Origin of the sequence: Salmonella sp. HY31 (assembly GCF_042604575.1) — a bacterium.
GTDB lineage: Bacteria > Pseudomonadota > Gammaproteobacteria > Enterobacterales > Enterobacteriaceae > Salmonella > Salmonella diarizonae.
This window is the reverse complement of record NZ_CP170479.1, coordinates 1,828,636-1,844,357: the sequence shown is the minus strand read 5'-3', so window position 1 is coordinate 1,844,357 and position 15,722 is coordinate 1,828,636. Positions and strand designations below refer to the sequence as shown.

Genomic DNA, 15,722 nt, shown 5'->3' with positions numbered 1-15,722 from the left:
CATAATTAGTACGCTCATAATTAAATTGATGATAGCGCAAACCGCGCATCATACTGTGGAACGCTATGTCACCCTCTGATGTCCCCATAAACTGGAAACGCAATCTAACCGTTACCTGGCTGGGCTGTTTTTTAACCGGCGCGGCATTCAGTCTGGTCATGCCTTTTCTTCCTCTCTACGTTGAGCAACTCGGCGTAACAGGCCATAGCGCGCTGAACATGTGGTCCGGGCTGGTCTTTAGTATTACGTTCCTCTTTTCAGCTATCGCGTCCCCTTTTTGGGGCGGTCTGGCGGATCGTAAAGGGCGTAAGATCATGCTGTTGCGTTCCGCTCTCGGCATGGCCATTGTGATGCTGTTAATGGGCATGGCGCAAAATATCTGGCAGTTTCTGATCCTCCGCGCGTTATTAGGCCTGCTGGGCGGATTTATTCCCAACGCCAATGCGCTGATCGCCACTCAAGTGCCGCGCCACAAAAGCGGCTGGGCGTTAGGGACGCTCTCTACTGGCGGCGTCAGCGGCGCTCTGCTTGGCCCACTTGCGGGTGGTCTGCTCGCCGACCATTACGGCCTTCGCCCGGTCTTTTTTATTACCGCCAGCGTTTTGTTTATCTGTTTTCTGCTCACCTTCTTTTTTATTCGCGAGAATTTCCAGCCGGTGAGCAAAAAAGAGATGCTTCACGTTCGGGAAGTGGTCGCCTCGCTAAAAAATCCCCGCCTGGTGTTAAGCCTGTTTGTTACCACGTTGATTATTCAGGTGGCGACCGGCTCTATAGCGCCCATCCTGACGCTCTATGTGCGTGAACTCGCGGGAAATGTCAGTAATATTGCGTTCATTAGCGGGATGATAGCTTCCGTTCCCGGCGTAGCGGCACTACTTAGCGCTCCTCGCCTCGGTAAGCTCGGCGACAGAATTGGCCCGGAAAAAATCCTTATCGTCGCACTGATTATTTCCGTACTGCTGCTGATTCCAATGTCTTTTGTGCAAACGCCGTGGCAGCTCGCGCTATTGCGGTTTCTGCTTGGCGCGGCAGATGGCGCGTTACTGCCAGCCGTACAAACCCTGCTGGTTTACAACTCTACCAACCAAATAGCCGGGCGCATATTCAGTTACAACCAATCTTTCCGCGATATCGGCAACGTCACCGGCCCTTTAATGGGCGCCGCAATTTCCGCGAGCTATGGCTTCCGCGCCGTATTCTGCGTCACGGCAGGCGTCGTGTTGTTCAATGCTATCTATTCATGGAATAGCTTACAACGGCGCAGACTGGCAACAGAATGATTTTTGCGCTTTCATACTTGCAATATCGCAGAATCAGCTATTCTTTCCCTAAATACCTCATCAAATCAAAGGGAGATACTGATGACCATGTATGCCACGCTGGAAGAAGCTATCGATGCAGCCCGGGAAGAATTTCTGGCTGACCATCCAGGCCTCGAACAAGATGAAGCGAATGTGCAGCAGTTCAACGTTCAGAAATATGTACTGCAGGATGGGGACATCATGTGGCAGGTCGAATTTTTCGCCGATGAAGGTGAAGATGGAGAATGTCTGCCTATGCTGAGTGGTGAAGCCGCGCAAAGCGTGTTTGACGGTGATTATGATGAGATAGAAATCCGTCAGGAATGGCAGGAAGAGAATACATTGCATGAATGGGATGAAGGGGAATTTCAGCTTGAACCCCCGCTTGATACTGAGGAAGGCCATACCGCGGCGGACGAATGGGATGAGCGTTAATTACTCATAAGGCCCGTGGTGGATATCGAGCGGCAGTAGCAGTGTATCGAAGATCAGTGAAAAAGGCAGATCGACGATAGTGATATAGCGCCATGCGGAATCACGCATATCCCACTGCACGCCTGGATAATACTGGTTGCCGTGTCCCTGTCCGGGGATCGTTCTGCTGATAATGCTGCCGCAGCCGCTCAGCGCAATCACCATTATGCTCACCGCGAATATACGCACCTGATACCTCATTTCAGTATAAAAATACCGGCATCACGCCGGTATTTTTCACATTATCCCAGGCCTGATAAGCGTTGCGCCATCAGACCTGAAAACCTTATCCCGCTGACGATGTTCGTCCCTGCAACGCCTGCGGATTCAGGACGAGAGACTGATAATGGTTTACCCAGGAAGAGTATCTCTCCGGCGCATTCCAGACCCGATAGTGTAAACGCGCCATCGTCACCGGATCGCTGAGCAAAACCAGACGCCGATCGCGGTTCAGTTTCTCCGGCGTTTCGTTTAGCGCCTGCTCCACATGACGATCGCGGGCTATTTCCAGCACCTTACTGGCGCGGTGACGCGCGGTGGCCATCGCGGTCGCCAGCGCATTAAGCGACGGGTTAAATACCGCATGCATAAAGCCATCGTCCAGAATACGGCGGCGATTCATCTCCAGATATTTATCGGTATCGACCAACACCTGAGGCGGCGAATACTCTTCCGGGATCAGGAACAGCTTCCAGCGTTTGGTACGCAATCCTACCGTTGAACGACTGGAGATCACCGAAACAAATGGCGACAGAATCAGCGAAAAGACAATCGGCGCCAGCCAGAACAGAAAGCGTAAATCCAGCCACGCCATACCCACAGCCCAGACTAGCCCCAGCAGCAGTTGAGAGCCGTGGCGCATAAAGGCCTCTCCCCACGGCGTAGAATCATCGTCGCGTTGCGGTGAGTTCCAGACCACTTCCCAGCCGAGAAACGCGCTGACCACAAATACTGTATGAAACAGCATACGCACCGGCGCCAGCAACACGGAGAACAGCACTTCCAGCAACAGCGACAGCGTAACGCGCCAGAAACCGCCATACTCTTTGGTGCCTTTACACCAGATCAGCATAATACTGAGCAGCTTCGGCAGGAACAGCAGCACCATCGTGGACGCAAACAGCGCGATTGCCAGTTCTGGACGCCACTGCGGCCAGACCGGAAAAAGCTGGCGCGGCTGAAGGAAATATTGCGGCTCCGTTAACGCATGAACGACTTGCAGAGCGGTAGAAAGCGCGAGGAACATAAACCACAACGGCGCAGACAGATATGACATCACCCCCGTCAGGAACACGGCGCGATGCACCGGGTGCATTCCTTTCACCAGGAACAAACGAAAGTTCATCAGGTTGCCGTGACACCAGCGGCGGTCGCGTTTAAGCTCATCCAGCAGGTTTGGCGGCAGCTCTTCATAGGAGCCGGGCAGATCGTAAGCGATCCAGACGCCCCACCCTGCCCGACGCATCAGCGCCGCCTCCACAAAGTCGTGGGAAAGAATCGATCCGGCGAACGAACCTTCTCCCGGCAGCGGCGCCAAAGCGCAGTGCTCAATAAACGGCTTCACGCGGATAATGGCATTGTGCCCCCAGTAGTGCGACTCCCCCAACTGCCAGAAGTGCAGCCCGGCGGTAAACAGCGGCCCATAGACACGGGTCGCGAACTGCTGACAGCGGGCATACAGAGTGTCCATCCCCGACGCTTTCGGCGAGGACTGGATAATCCCGGCGTTTGGATTCGCTTCCATCAGGCGCACCAGACCGCTCAGACACTCGCCGCTCATCACCGAGTCCGCATCCAGCACCACCATATAGCTGTACTGATTGCCCCAGCGGCGGCAAAAATCGTCAATATTGCCGCTCTTACGTTTCATGCGGCGGCGGCGGCGGCGATAAAAAATTTGCCCTTCGCCCTGCACTTCCGCGATAAGCTCCATCCAGGCCTTTTGCTCCGCCACGCAGATATCCGGGTTATAACTGTCGCTGAGAATATAGACGTCAAAATGTGCGGCGTTGCCCGTGGCTTTAACGGACTCCCAGGTCGCGCGCAGACCGGCGAAAACGCGGCTAACGTCTTCATTGCAGATAGGCATGATCAGCGCCGTCCGGTGTTCCGGATTGAGGGGCTCATCGCCTACCGTAGACGCGGAGATGCTGTACTTATCGCGCCCGATAAGCAGTTGCAGAAAGCCCATCAGCGCCGTCCAGAATCCGGCTGACACCCAGCAGAACAGCACAGCAAACAGAATCAGGATACCGGTTTGCAGCACGTAGGGCAGGAGCTGCATAAAAGAGACCCAAATATCCTGCCCCACCATATCCATAGGATTGATTAGCGCCCATCCCTGATAAGGCAGAATGGTCTTCATATACCAGGTCGCGACGACCGTTTGCGCCAGAGTCAGAATTAACAGAATATAGCGGCGTATGGTGCCGACGGTACGCCATTTTTGCTCGCTCGCCTGCTCTTCTTTTGTCAGACGAGAAACATAGCGCGGCGTTACATCCCGCCCACGCAGGCGATCCCAGAAACGGCCAACCGGGTTGGTTCGCCAGGGATCGGGAAACATCGAAGAGCGCGTCGCTTTTGGCATGGCCTGCAACTGATCGCGCCCTTCATCATCTTTAATTAGCTGCCCCTGCGCCAATGAATCCGGCCAGGCGTGTTCAAGGCGGGCTTTTACGGAACCCTGCGGTGAATCGTCTTCTCGCGAGTAAGTCCGATGCTCGGCATCCAGCGCCTGATGCACGGCGCGGATGTCAGTTTTCGGCAATGCCGCTTTCTCACGTTCGGAAAGCAACAGTGCGTCAATATACTCAGTTGTTTTATTCATTGGCAGGTAACTGGTAGCTCCAGGTTTCACTTAGCGTCTGATCGGCATTCACCAATGCGGCACGCATTTCCGTGGTTTTCTTCGCGTCTTTGACTTTCACGCGCAGCATTAAACGCCAGCCTTTGGTGACCGGGTTATAGCGTACATTACTGTCAACGATTTCGCCGTTATCGCCAATGCTGGTTTGCGCAGCGACAGGCGTATCTGGCGGCAGTTTTTTCATGTCGGCGCCAACAAAATCCACCACGAAGGCAATAGTGCCGTCGGGCTGGCGAATCAGATTCGACTGTTTAACGTCACCCGTTGAGCGGCGTGTTTGCAGCACCCAGGCATTATCCGGCGCATGAAGTTTATCTTCATCACGGCTGAAGGTCAGAGTGTATTTGAAGTTCATCTCTTTACCCGGTTCCGGCAGTTGATCCGGAGTCCAGTAAGCGACGATGTTATCGTTGGTTTCATCATTGGTCGGAATTTCAACCAGCTCAACCTTACCTTTGCCCCAGTCGCCTTTCGGGGTAATCCAGGCGCTTGGACGCAGATCGTAGCGATCGTCTAAATCTTCAAAGCGCGAGAACTCGCGGCCACGCTGCAACAGGCCGAATCCCTGAGGGTTCTCCATCGCATAGCTGCTCACGGCAAGGTGTTTTGGATTGTTTAGCGGACGCCAAATCCACTCGCCATTACCCGCATGAATGGATAAGCCGTTCGAGTCATGCAGTTCCGGACGATAGTTGGTCGTCGGCGACGGCTGGTTCGGCCCAAACAGGAACATACTGGTTAATGGCGCAACACCCAGCTTGCCCACTTTGTCACGCAGATAGACTTTTGACTGCACGTCCACCACGGTATCGCGGCCAGGAATGATCACAAAACGGTAGGCGCCGGTCGCACGCGGAGAATCCAGTAATGCATAGACGGTCAAACGCTTATCGGTTGGTTTTGGACGCTCAATCCAGAACTCGCGAAAGCGGGGAAATTCTTCACCAGACGGCAAGGCGGTATCAATCGCCAGGCCGCGCGCAGATAGGCCGTACACCTGACCTGCGCCAATAACACGGAAATAACTGGCGCCAAGCATACTGACGATTTCGTCGTTCTTATCTTTACTGTTGATGGGGTACAAGACTTTGAACCCGGCGAAGCCTAAATCTTTTACCGTATCTTTATCGTGCTGGACATTGCCGAAATTGAAGTAATCCGGGCTGTATTTGATTCTTTTGACCGTCGTCGCCGTCACTTCGTTGATCTTGACCGGCGTATCGAAGTACATCCCCTGATGGTAAAATTCGAGCTTAAATGGGGTCTTTAAGTTGTTCCAGTAGGCTTTGTCGCTGTTAAACTGGATCTGCTGATAATCCGCATATTTCATGTCGCGGAAAACGGAGGGCAAGTTGCTTTTAGGCGCCTCATAGCCTTTCCCGGCTAAAGTTTGAGCTTGTTTTGCTACGTCATCAATACTGAACGCCCAGCTTGATGATGCGTAGAGCGTTAACATAACAGCTGCGCCCAACCAACGCATTTTCATCATTTGTCGTTTATGTTTCATAATAAGTAAGCACTTCCCCCTTTGTGTGCTTATATCGATCCGATCCATTTTAATGGATAATCAGGCATTACGACAACTGAATCCAGGCTTTGTTCAGCACGCTGGCTCATGGATTAAGCACCTCTCGCGCCTGTTTTCACTTTGCGTGCTTATCCTGGAGACAGGTTGTCGGAGTTGGTGTAGGGTTGCCACCGAATGTAACCATAATTCGCCTTATGGATAAGGTGAACAATCTGAGAATACGTGACCTTATATGAGCTCTGTACCCGCGCCGCGTGAATATTTTCTTGACTCTATCCGCGCATGGTTGATGTTGTTAGGGATTCCCTTTCATATCTCGTTGATCTATTCCACTCACAGTTGGCATGTCAATAGCGCCTCGCCATCCTGGTGGCTAACCCTGTTTAACGATTTTATCCACTCTTTTCGTATGCAGGTGTTTTTTGTTATTTCCGGTTATTTTTCGTACATGCTATTTTTACGTTACCCGTTAAAACGTTGGTGGAAAGTACGGGTAGAGCGTGTGGGTATTCCCATGCTTACCGCGATCCCTTTGCTTACCTTGCCGCAATTTATCATGTTGCAATTTGTCAAAGGAAAAACAGAGAACTGGCATATGCTCTCTGCTTATGAAAAATATAATACGCTAGCGTGGGAGCTCATTTCACATCTGTGGTTTTTACTGGTACTGGTGATATTAACGACAGTCAGTATCGGAATTTTTACCTGGTTCCAAAAAAGGCAGAAAACAAGCAAGCCTCGTCCCGCCGCCATTTCACTGGCCAAACTTTCGCTTATTTTTTTCCTGCTGGGAGTGGGTTACGCCGCCATCAGGCGCACTATTTTCATCGTGTATCCGGCTATCCTCAGTGACGGCATGTTCAATTTTATTGTGATGCAAACGCTATTTTATGTGCCCTTCTTTATTCTCGGCGCGTTGGCCTTCATTCACCCCGAGCTGAAAGCGCGCTTCACCACGCCATCACGCGGATGCTCTTTAGGCGCTGCTACTGCTTTTATCGCTTATTTACTGAATCAACGTTATGGGAGCGGCGACGCCTGGATGTACGAAACCGAATCCGTGATTACGATGGTAATGGGGCTGTGGATGGTGAACGTGGTATTTTCACTGGGACATCGCTTGTTAAACTTCCAGTCCGCGCGTGTAACCTATTTCGTGAACGCTTCACTGTTTATCTATCTGGTGCATCATCCCTTAACGCTTTTCTTTGGCGCGTATATTACGCCGCATATCTCTTCCAACCTGATAGGGTTCTTGTGCGGGCTGATATTTGTCATTGGTATTGCGTTAATTCTGTACGAAATTCATTTACGCATCCCGCTTCTGAAATTTCTCTTTTCAGGTAAACCGCCTGTAAGACGAGAAAGCCACGCTACGATCGGGTAGTTTTCCGCACGCCGGCTCAAAGCAGCCATTCAACAGGTAAAATTGCCGCCAACCGTACCAAAACCCGCTGCCAGAAACGTGTAGCGGGTTCTTTCTTTAACACCTTTTCCTCTTCTTGCTGACGATCGATCCAGTTAATTCTTCCCCAGCGATCCAGCCGGAGTTGCCAGGCCGCATCACGTTGGCTCTGCGTAAAACGCTTATGGATGAGCGTCGCCAGCGTTTCACTTTCAATTACAAAACCCATTTCGGTATTTAAAAGCGTTGAACGGGGATCAAAATTAAGCGACCCGATAAACACCTTACTACCATCAATGCTGAACGTTTTAGCATGTAAGCTGGACCCTGAGTTCCCGGTGAGTCCGCGATCATGTACGACGGTTTCATGCTCGCGGGTCGGTTTCAGTTCGTAGAGCTCCACGCCATAGCGCAGTAACTTCTTTCGCCAGCGCGCGTACCCCGCGTGAACAACCGCCACATCGTTTGCCGCCAGGGAGTTAGTCAAGATGGCGATCTTCACGCCTTTCCTGACCAGATTAAGCAACTGCGCTACGCCTGCGCGCGTAGGGACAAAGTAAGCGGAAATAATGTCGATACGCTCCGTCGGCGAGCCCATCACGTCAAATAATCGCTGTGGAAGAAGTGAATGGCGCTGCGCTTTCCCCTCGCCTTTAGAAGGGTCGTCGCTCAGCAACCGGGTTTTTGCCCAAATCAGCGGCAACGTTCCACGATCCAAATCCGCCATAAACTGACTGGTTTCCAGCTTATGCAGATAGCGGCGGGTGATTTCATCATTATACCAGGACTCGGGAAGTTCGATACGCTGCGTCAGTTCCTGCTCAGAAAGGGATAGCACTTGCTGTAATGTCGATACTGAACTACAACGCCAGTAACGTTCAAAATCATTGGCGACATCGTTGACCACGGGGCCAATTGCCATCACGTCCAGATCGGAAAATAGCGGCTCCTCGCCAGCGCCGAAATAGGCATCGCCGATGTTGCGCCCACCGACCAGCGTCACTACGCCGTCGGCAGTGTAACTTTTATTGTGCATTCGCCGATTAAGCCGCGCAAAATCCGTCAAATATCCCAGCGCGCGTAGTGTACGAAAAGAGAAAGGATTAAACAGACGAACTTCGATGTTGGGATGGCTATCCAGCAACCGTAACGTATCATCAAGACCGGGCGTATTGTTATCATCCAGCAACAGACGAACATGAACGCCGCGTTTCGCCGCCGACAACAGTACCGAAAAGAGCAGCCGCCCGGACATATCGTCTTCCCAAATATAGTACTGCACATCCAGCGTCCGCGCCGCCATTTCGGTCAGGCGGTAGCGGGCGGCAAACGCATCCAGACTGTTATCCAGAGCGAGAATGCCGCACTTTCCAGGATGGCGCGCACATAGCGGTTCAACGGCACGCTCCAGGCGTGTTTTATCAGGCAGGGTCGTCGCCTTGCTGAGTAAGTAATCTTGCGTAAAGCCGGGCAGTTTCTTCATCATAACAGACAAAGTATACCTGTTCAGGCAGAGCGTAACGGGTAATAAAATCTGAAACCGTCCTGACGGCGATTTCAGCAGCCTGGGCGCGAGGATAGCCATAAACGCCGGTGCTAATTGCCGGAAAAGCGATAGAACGATAGCGATTCGCCTCGGCAAGCAGCAAACAATTCCGGTATGCCTCTTCGAGTAACTCAGCCTCCTGGTGTTCGCCGCCTCGCCAGACGGGCCCCACCGTATGAATAACTGCCTTTACAGAAAGCTTGCCGGCAGGCGTGATAACCGCATGTCCTGTCGGACATTCGCCCTGTTGCTGGCGGATTTGTTTACAGGCGTCCAGCAATGCAGGTCCCGCCGCGCGATGAATAGCGCCGTCTACGCCGCCGCCTCCCATTAATGACGGGTTAGCGGCGTTGACAATCGCATCGACACTAAGTTGAGTGATATCACCCTGTATGACCTGAAGACGTGATGTCATAGTCCCCCCTTTGTCTCACCTTATCTGCAAAGTGTACAGCAGGGCTTTCAACAGAGTCGCTCTTTTTATACCTATGACGCAGCCGTTAACGGTATTCAATATTCATAACCGCCAGACTTTTTTGCGCATTGAGGTAATGAAGCCGCACCGTCGCAATAGACTGAATATCCCGCGGCAAAGCAGGCGCCTGCCGAAGGTCAATCCTGTGTACTTGCTTTTTACCTTCGCGTAGGCAGGTTAAATCAATATTTTCGGCGTGAGTATAAACATCGCACGATGGCTCAACAATAGCGCCGTGAAAATGGATAACGCCCCCCTGTACCGTTTGTTGCCCCATCGCAGAATGAGTAAAAAAAGCGCAAATGCACAGGCTTACACCCGGGATATTTTTCTTTATTACGGACATGTTAACTCCTCAATGATTAGTCATCCTCGAGGGTTCGGCGTTACTCTTTAGCGCCATGCCGAGACGATGAAACGCTTTTATCGTCTTTTTATACCCAGGCCAGCCCATCTATTTCCGCTACCATCAAAAAACTACTGTGCAGAAGGCGGCCATTGTTGTGATAAATGCAGCGATTGTCCGTCTGAAACAGTAACAATAATTTTAACCGAGTCCTCTGAAGAGATATTTACACTAAGTCGAGACAACTCAATCGGTTGATTAGCAGGTAAAGATAGCGTCTGTTTTTGCTGTGTATGGCTTTGTCCCCCAGCCCCGTCACGCACAGAGAGAATTTGCACCTGACAGACGCAGGGTTCGTTTAATGTTACCAGGGGGATTACCGTGTAAATATCACCTTGCTGGGTCGTGGTAAAAGTAATCTGATTTGAAAGTGTGGCAAGAAGCAATAAGGTATGCATAATTTCCTCCCCAAAAAAAACAGGGCTTACGCCCTGTTTTTTATTAGCTCTGACGCTAAATTAATACTGGTTAGCCGTAGCGTTGTTGCCAAAACCAACCTGACGCACCATTACGCTGGAATCAGATGCGGTCTGATTAACCAGCGCAGCGTTATTACCGCCGTATTGACCAACAGTAATATCGGAGTTTTTAGCGTTCCACTGATCGATGGTGGCATTGTTTCTGAAACCATTCTGAGTCAGTTCAATGGTACTATTATCTGCACCCTGGCCCACATCGGCACCGTTACCATAACCGCTCTGGGTAATGGTCGTTTCAGATTTACGGGCATCGCTTTGCAGAGCAAGCGCAGCGTTAGCAGAACCGTACTGATAGATGCTCAACGTTGAATCCGGGCCGGAACTATTGCCGCCGCCGTTATGATTACCGCCGCCGCCCCATTGTGGAACGACGCCTGCCAGAGCACTGCCAGAAACTACGATTGCTGCGAATGCTGCCACTTTTAAAAGTTTCATGGTAAAACCCCCATCGGATTGATTTTAAAAGTCGTAACGGTATTAGCGTTGGGTGACGCGAATAGCCATATGCGACTGTTTCTGTACTACAACTGCTGTTTTCTGCGTACCGTGTTGAGTAATATTGGCTTTATTTCCAGAACCTTTCTGGATAATGGCCGCACTATTACCGTAAGCGCTTTGCGATATACTGGCATCGTTGGCATTGCCTGTCTGTTCAATATATGCAAAGTTATAATTCCCTGCCTGGTCGACTCTCGCCCGGTTATTCCCTCCTTCTTGTGAAATAACGGACAATAGTTTTGAACCTTCCTGGCGTACCCTGGCACTATTATCCGTGCCGACTTGACCAATAATGGCTGCCTGATTAAATGAAGACTTACTTAATTCATTTACCACAAAATTATATTCTGAGCGAGCCAGATCATAATTAGTCGCGGTTGCAATCCCAGGCGCACCCAGTATTGTCAACATCATAAATAACAATTTGTTTTTCATGCTGTCACCCTGGACCTGGTCGTACATAGCAAAATTTATCTATAGCCTTACAGATTGTTAACGACATGCATTTCTTGTTAGCGCGTCGTTACGATGAAGAGTATGTCCGTGGAAACATTTTTAATAACTCACCCACGAGTGGTATTTTTTTATTTAAGCTCATACCAAAGTGCTAATAAGATGATAATTACATGATTATTTATAATTAATTTTTGGCCGCAGAAGATAGTGTATCGCGAAACAAAAACATGAAGTGTTGTTATATGTTACGCCGCCCTGAAGGTGCTCTTATGCTTCCCCGGGAGGGCAATTCGTACAAGACGTGACACACTTCGTTTTTTTTGCCTTTGTGTTGTCCAGGTTAATGCAGCATCTCGAATTTTAAGAAAAAATAAAATCAAGACGTGATGAATAATAATAAAAATCATTTTAAATCAATATATTAATATAATTTGTATGATTTTTCAAATCTATGCAATAACAGCAAAATGTACAACTTTACTATCAAATCTAAACTTCAAAAAAACCCAAAAACAATATTTTAATATATATTTTTACATTCTGTTACAAGTTTAACACTTGCTTTAAGATTTGTAATGGCTAGATTGAAAACAGTTAAAAGTATTTTCTCAAATATTTTTCTCTTTCTGGACGATGGGCTATTTCAACCCACAGCAGTGCAACATCTGTCAGTACTTCTGGTGCCTTTATTTTATGGGGGCAACTGTCAGATGTGCGATTAAAAAAGTGGAGTTTCATCATGTTTAATGAAGTCCATAGTAGTCATGGTCATACACTATTGTTGATCACAAAGCCATCCCTGCAAGCTACGGCATTATTGCAACATTTAAAACAATCGCTGGCCTTAGCCGGAAAACTGCATAATATTCAACGTTCTCTGGAAGATATTTCTGCTGGTTGTATTGTTTTAATGGATATGATGGAAGCGGATAAGAAGCTTATCCACTATTGGCAGGATAATTTAAGTCGGAAAAACAATAATATAAAAACATTATTGTTAAATACCCCTGACGATTACCCCTACCGTGAAATTGAAAACTGGCCTCATATTAACGGCGTGGTTTACGCCGCCGAAGACCAGGAACACGTGGTCAGCGGATTACAGGGAATTCTGCGAGGCGAGTGCTATTTTTCACAAAAATTAGCCAGTTACCTGATTACACACTCAGGGAATTACCGCTACAACAGTACCGAGTCAGCATTACTGACCCATCGTGAAAAAGAGATCCTCAATAAGTTACGTATTGGCGCATCTAATAATGAAATCGCCAGGTCGCTATTTATCAGCGAGAATACGGTTAAGACACATCTTTATAATCTTTTCAAAAAGATAGCTGTCAAGAATCGTACCCAGGCAGTTTCATGGGCAAACGATAATCTCAGGCGGTAAGGCCATGAAACGCTATCTGAGCTGGATGGTAGCAGCAGAGTTACTGTTCGCTACCGGAAACCTGTATGCCAATGAAGTTGAGGTCGAGGTTCCCGGATTATTAACCGACCATACCGTCTCTTCGATAGGACATGATTTCTATCGTGCATTCAGCGACAAATGGGAAAGCGAGTACACCGGTAATCTGACCATTAATGAAAGACCCAGTGCGCGTTGGGGAAGCTGGATCACCATAACGGTAAATCAGAGCGTTATTTTCCAGACCTTTTTATTTCCAATGAAAAGAGACTTCGAGAAAACCGTAGTCTTCGCATTAGCGCAAACAGAGGAAGCATTAAATCGCCGACAAATAGATCAAACGCTATTAAGTACGAGTGATTTAGCGCGTGATGAATTCTAAAACATGATTTTTATCCGGAGGCTGTCATGCGTATTAAACATGCAGTAGTGCTGCTCATGCTTTTTTCGCCATTAACCTGGGCCGGAAATATGACGTTCCAGTTCCGTAATCCTAACTTTGGCGGTAATCCCAATAACGGCTCCTTTTTATTGAATAGCGCCCAGGCGCAAAATTCATATAAAGACCCCAATTATGATGACGATTTTGGTATCGAAACCCCCTCAGCGTTGGATAACTTTACGCAGGCTATTCAATCACAAATTCTGGGCGGCTTGTTGACCAATATTAATACCGGGAAACCAGGACGTATGGTGACCAACGATTTTATTATCGATATCGCTAATCGCGACGGACAGCTCCAGCTCAACGTCACGGACAGAAAAACGGGAAGAACCTCGACTATCGAAGTGTCAGGTTTACAAACTCAGTCAACCGATTTTTAAGCTACAGTCACTAAAGGATATAAATCATGCCGCGCTTACTTATTTTGGTTGCCGTTTTATTGTTGAGTGGATGCTTAACTGCCCCGCCTAAACAAGCTGCGAAACCGACATTAATGCCCCGCGCACAAAGTTACAAAGATTTGACGCACTTGCCTGTACCCACCGGTAAGATCTTTGTTTCGGTATATAACATTCAGGATGAAACGGGCCAATTTAAACCTTACCCGGCAAGTAACTTTTCCACGGCTGTGCCGCAGAGCGCAACTGCTATGTTGGTTACCGCGCTGAAAGATTCGCGCTGGTTTATCCCACTGGAACGACAGGGCTTACAGAATCTTTTGAATGAACGAAAAATCATTCGCGCAGCCCAGGAAAACGGTACCGTGGCGATGAATAACCGTATCCCGCTTCAGTCGCTGACGGCGGCAAATATTATGGTGGAGGGTTCTATTATTGGTTATGAAAGCAACGTCAAATCCGGCGGGGCCGGCGCAAGATATTTCGGTATTGGCGCTGATACGCAATATCAGTTGGATCAGATTGCTGTCAATCTGCGCGTGGTTAACGTCAGCACGGGCGAAATCCTTTCTTCGGTGAATACCAGTAAAACCATCCTTTCCTATGAAGTACAGGCTGGCGTGTTCCGCTTTATTGATTACCAGCGCTTACTGGAAGGCGAAATCGGCTACACCTCGAACGAACCGGTGATGCTGTGTCTAATGTCAGCCATTGAAACCGGCGTTATCTTCCTCATTAACGATGGTATCGATCGCGGACTGTGGGATTTGCAGAATAAAGCGGACAGGCAAAATGATATTCTGGTAAAATACCGTGAGCTGTCAGTGCCACCAGAATCCTGATGAATACGAAAAAGCGTGGGGAAGAACCCCATGCTTTTTTATTTTGTGACCGCCGTATGCGCTGAATGTTGCTCGCGACGTGATGCCAGCCATAGCCCACTATTTTTCATGGCATAGCCAAAGATTAGCCCCAGCGCCAGCGACGGTAACACCAACCGCCAGTCACCCTGTCCTGCAAATGTCGCACAGGCGCCGATAAATGTTCCCGGTACAAAAGAAAGCAATAGCTGCTTTGCCTGGATACACATCAGGAATGCCACGCCCCCCGTCAACACGTAACTGACAATTTCCAGATGCGGCGCCAGCGCGCTGCCGTGAATAATGACCAGCGCCCACACCATACCGCTTAACAGAGTACAGGCGGAAATCAACAATCCCTTAAAGCCGCCCTGCGGACAGGCGAAATAAGCCGTACAGCCTAAAAAACCGGCCCAGCTTAGCAACCCCAGGGAGACGGCCACCCATCCCCATATTCCAGAAAGGATGCCCGTCGTGATAGCAATAGAAAGAAGTATGTTCATGGTGCGCATCATAGCAGAAAAGCGCCCAATTAATGAGATCGCGCACACATTTTATGCAATTTAATAAAACGAGTTACAGTTTAAAGTGATTAACATCACATTACTCTTCATCTTCTTCCTGAAGTTCATCCCACATGACCCCTATCGCATCACGCGTTAGTGGCGCCAGGGTGCGCCAGAATGGCGTAACGGCATGAGCTTCAACTTTACCAAGGAAGGTATTGCACCAGGGAAGCAAATAATCGGCAAATAAGGTTTCCAGCGCTTCACTTTCATCTTCGGCAGACTGTTCTTCCAGCCAGGAGGCAGCGAGCAATAAAGTGCCAATGTGATCGGCAGGCGTATCGCCCAGCGGCATCCCTCGCGACGTTAAAAAAGCGCGCACCTCAGACTCTTCCGCGCCTTCGATCCACGCGCTGCGGTATGGCGGTACCGCGCACTCTTCCCCGACAAATAACGCGTTGTAATCGGTGGAAATCTGCGTGATATCACAGCTTTTCTGTAAACGCGCCAGCATGTCATCCTGCTCCAGCGGCCAGTTTGCCGCCAGCTTACCTTCACGGATTAACGTAAACAGCGGAACCAGTAAAGGATCTTGCGGTTGGCGGTAATACAACGATCCCAGCACACGGCACAGGATTGAAAACTCATTCATTGATATCTTCCCGTAA

The 15,722-nt window shown here is 49.4% G+C and carries 18 protein-coding genes; 7 read left to right on the top strand and 11 right to left on the bottom strand.

The window, feature by feature from the left end; translation table 11 throughout:
• Positions 1 to 65: 65 nt before the first annotated feature.
• Both mdtG and ACE15A_RS08565 read left to right on the top strand, forming a co-directional pair.
• Positions 66 to 1,280 carry a multidrug efflux MFS transporter MdtG gene (mdtG, locus tag ACE15A_RS08570; protein WP_053529980.1) on the top strand — a complete coding sequence of 405 codons (1,215 nt, stop codon included), beginning with the start codon at positions 66 to 68 and terminating at the stop codon, positions 1,278 to 1,280.
• An 81-nt stretch (positions 1,281 to 1,361) separates the two neighbouring features.
• Positions 1,362 to 1,736, top strand: a complete 375-nt coding sequence (locus tag ACE15A_RS08565; protein ID WP_023246045.1) for a MysB family protein — start codon at positions 1,362 to 1,364, stop codon at positions 1,734 to 1,736.
• Here the strand turns inward: ACE15A_RS08565 and ACE15A_RS08560 are convergent, their stop codons facing one another.
• From ACE15A_RS08560 to mdoG, 3 genes are all read right to left on the bottom strand, one after another.
• Positions 1,737 to 1,964 carry a YceK/YidQ family lipoprotein gene (locus ACE15A_RS08560; protein WP_023246044.1) on the bottom strand — a complete coding sequence of 76 codons (228 nt, stop codon included), beginning with the start codon at positions 1,962 to 1,964 and terminating at the stop codon, positions 1,737 to 1,739. It lies immediately after the preceding gene.
• A 97-nt stretch (positions 1,965 to 2,061) separates the two neighbouring features.
• On the bottom strand, positions 2,062 to 4,605 hold the full coding sequence (gene mdoH, locus ACE15A_RS08555; protein WP_023246043.1) for a glucans biosynthesis glucosyltransferase MdoH: 2,544 nt from the start codon (positions 4,603 to 4,605) through the stop codon (positions 2,062 to 2,064).
• Positions 4,598 to 6,133, bottom strand: a complete 1,536-nt coding sequence (gene mdoG / locus ACE15A_RS08550) for a glucans biosynthesis protein MdoG (RefSeq protein WP_023246042.1) — start codon at positions 6,131 to 6,133, stop codon at positions 4,598 to 4,600. Before mdoG ends, mdoH begins: the two co-directional genes overlap by 8 nt.
• A 271-nt stretch (positions 6,134 to 6,404) precedes the next feature.
• Between mdoG and mdoC the strand changes: the two genes are divergently transcribed.
• Positions 6,405 to 7,559 (top strand): glucans biosynthesis protein MdoC, encoded by a 1,155-nt coding sequence (mdoC, locus tag ACE15A_RS08545; RefSeq protein WP_053509544.1) that lies wholly within the window; start codon positions 6,405 to 6,407, stop codon positions 7,557 to 7,559.
• A 16-nt stretch (positions 7,560 to 7,575) separates the two neighbouring features.
• On the opposite strand, the gene ACE15A_RS08540 is transcribed toward mdoC, so the two are convergent.
• The 6 genes from ACE15A_RS08540 to csgB form a co-directional block, all read right to left on the bottom strand.
• Positions 7,576 to 9,063 carry a phospholipase D family protein gene (locus ACE15A_RS08540; protein WP_023246040.1) on the bottom strand — a complete coding sequence of 496 codons (1,488 nt, stop codon included), beginning with the start codon at positions 9,061 to 9,063 and terminating at the stop codon, positions 7,576 to 7,578.
• Complete coding sequence (gene ymdB / locus ACE15A_RS08535; protein WP_053509546.1) at positions 8,999 to 9,538, bottom strand: O-acetyl-ADP-ribose deacetylase; 540 nt, start codon at positions 9,536 to 9,538, stop codon at positions 8,999 to 9,001. Before ymdB ends, ACE15A_RS08540 begins: the two co-directional genes overlap by 65 nt.
• An 85-nt stretch (positions 9,539 to 9,623) precedes the next feature.
• On the bottom strand, positions 9,624 to 9,944 hold the full coding sequence (locus ACE15A_RS08530) for a type 1 fimbrial protein (RefSeq protein ID WP_023246038.1): 321 nt from the start codon (positions 9,942 to 9,944) through the stop codon (positions 9,624 to 9,626).
• A 131-nt stretch (positions 9,945 to 10,075) separates the two neighbouring features.
• On the bottom strand, positions 10,076 to 10,402 hold the full coding sequence (csgC, locus tag ACE15A_RS08525; RefSeq protein WP_053509548.1) for a curli assembly chaperone CsgC: 327 nt from the start codon (positions 10,400 to 10,402) through the stop codon (positions 10,076 to 10,078).
• Positions 10,403 to 10,462: 60 nt separating this feature from the next.
• The gene (gene csgA / locus ACE15A_RS08520; protein WP_000771416.1) at positions 10,463 to 10,918 is read right to left on the bottom strand and encodes a curli major subunit CsgA; all 456 of its coding nucleotides are present in this window, start codon (positions 10,916 to 10,918) and stop codon (positions 10,463 to 10,465) included.
• A 42-nt stretch (positions 10,919 to 10,960) separates the two neighbouring features.
• On the bottom strand, positions 10,961 to 11,416 hold the full coding sequence (gene csgB / locus ACE15A_RS08515; RefSeq protein ID WP_053509550.1) for a curli minor subunit CsgB: 456 nt from the start codon (positions 11,414 to 11,416) through the stop codon (positions 10,961 to 10,963).
• 760 nt (positions 11,417 to 12,176) lie between these two features.
• Here csgB and csgD point away from each other — a divergent pair.
• The 4 genes from csgD to csgG are packed head-to-tail and all read left to right on the top strand — an operon-like array spanning position 12,177 to position 14,530.
• The gene (gene csgD / locus ACE15A_RS08510; protein ID WP_129382400.1) at positions 12,177 to 12,827 is read left to right on the top strand and encodes a biofilm master transcriptional regulator CsgD; all 651 of its coding nucleotides are present in this window, start codon (positions 12,177 to 12,179) and stop codon (positions 12,825 to 12,827) included.
• Positions 12,828 to 12,831: 4 nt separating this feature from the next.
• Positions 12,832 to 13,227 (top strand): curli production assembly/transport protein CsgE, encoded by a 396-nt coding sequence (csgE, locus tag ACE15A_RS08505; protein WP_023246034.1) that lies wholly within the window; start codon positions 12,832 to 12,834, stop codon positions 13,225 to 13,227.
• Positions 13,228 to 13,253: 26 nt separating this feature from the next.
• Positions 13,254 to 13,670 (top strand): curli production assembly/transport protein CsgF, encoded by a 417-nt coding sequence (csgF, locus tag ACE15A_RS08500; protein WP_023246033.1) that lies wholly within the window; start codon positions 13,254 to 13,256, stop codon positions 13,668 to 13,670.
• Between the two features lie 26 nt (positions 13,671 to 13,696).
• Complete coding sequence (csgG, locus tag ACE15A_RS08495) at positions 13,697 to 14,530, top strand: curli production assembly/transport protein CsgG (protein WP_023246032.1); 834 nt, start codon at positions 13,697 to 13,699, stop codon at positions 14,528 to 14,530.
• A gap of 38 nt (positions 14,531 to 14,568) precedes the next feature.
• Here csgG and ACE15A_RS08490 read toward each other — a convergent pair whose 3' ends face one another.
• Together ACE15A_RS08490 and ACE15A_RS08485 are read right to left on the bottom strand one after the other, a co-directional pair.
• Complete coding sequence (locus tag ACE15A_RS08490; RefSeq protein ID WP_053509553.1) at positions 14,569 to 15,051, bottom strand: DUF1097 domain-containing protein; 483 nt, start codon at positions 15,049 to 15,051, stop codon at positions 14,569 to 14,571.
• 100 nt (positions 15,052 to 15,151) lie between these two features.
• Positions 15,152 to 15,706: a molecular chaperone gene (locus ACE15A_RS08485; RefSeq protein WP_053509555.1), complete on the bottom strand. Its 555-nt coding sequence runs from the start codon at positions 15,704 to 15,706 to the stop codon at positions 15,152 to 15,154.
• Between the last annotated feature and the right edge of the window lie 16 nt (positions 15,707 to 15,722).

Excerpts from the sequence above, each read along its gene's own strand:
- mdtG (WP_053529980.1), top strand. The coding sequence starts at position 66 with ATGTCACCCTCTGATGTCCCCATAAACTGGAAACGCAATCTAACCGTT.
- ACE15A_RS08565 (WP_023246045.1), top strand. The coding sequence starts at position 1,362 with ATGACCATGTATGCCACGCTGGAAGAAGCTATCGATGCAGCCCGGGAA.
- mdoH (WP_023246043.1), bottom strand. The coding sequence starts at position 4,605 with ATGAATAAAACAACTGAGTATATTGACGCACTGTTGCTTTCCGAACGT.
- mdoG (WP_023246042.1), bottom strand. The coding sequence starts at position 6,133 with ATGATGAAAATGCGTTGGTTGGGCGCAGCTGTTATGTTAACGCTCTAC.
- mdoC (WP_053509544.1), top strand. The coding sequence starts at position 6,405 with ATGAGCTCTGTACCCGCGCCGCGTGAATATTTTCTTGACTCTATCCGC.
- ACE15A_RS08540 (WP_023246040.1), bottom strand. The coding sequence starts at position 9,063 with ATGATGAAGAAACTGCCCGGCTTTACGCAAGATTACTTACTCAGCAAG.
- ymdB (WP_053509546.1), bottom strand. The coding sequence starts at position 9,538 with ATGACATCACGTCTTCAGGTCATACAGGGTGATATCACTCAACTTAGT.
- ACE15A_RS08530 (WP_023246038.1), bottom strand. The coding sequence starts at position 9,944 with ATGTCCGTAATAAAGAAAAATATCCCGGGTGTAAGCCTGTGCATTTGC.
- csgC (WP_053509548.1), bottom strand. The coding sequence starts at position 10,402 with ATGCATACCTTATTGCTTCTTGCCACACTTTCAAATCAGATTACTTTT.
- csgA (WP_000771416.1), bottom strand. The coding sequence starts at position 10,918 with ATGAAACTTTTAAAAGTGGCAGCATTCGCAGCAATCGTAGTTTCTGGC.
- csgB (WP_053509550.1), bottom strand. The coding sequence starts at position 11,416 with ATGAAAAACAAATTGTTATTTATGATGTTGACAATACTGGGTGCGCCT.
- csgD (WP_129382400.1), top strand. The coding sequence starts at position 12,177 with ATGTTTAATGAAGTCCATAGTAGTCATGGTCATACACTATTGTTGATC.
- csgE (WP_023246034.1), top strand. The coding sequence starts at position 12,832 with ATGAAACGCTATCTGAGCTGGATGGTAGCAGCAGAGTTACTGTTCGCT.
- csgF (WP_023246033.1), top strand. The coding sequence starts at position 13,254 with ATGCGTATTAAACATGCAGTAGTGCTGCTCATGCTTTTTTCGCCATTA.
- csgG (WP_023246032.1), top strand. The coding sequence starts at position 13,697 with ATGCCGCGCTTACTTATTTTGGTTGCCGTTTTATTGTTGAGTGGATGC.
- ACE15A_RS08490 (WP_053509553.1), bottom strand. The coding sequence starts at position 15,051 with ATGAACATACTTCTTTCTATTGCTATCACGACGGGCATCCTTTCTGGA.
- ACE15A_RS08485 (WP_053509555.1), bottom strand. The coding sequence starts at position 15,706 with ATGAATGAGTTTTCAATCCTGTGCCGTGTGCTGGGATCGTTGTATTAC.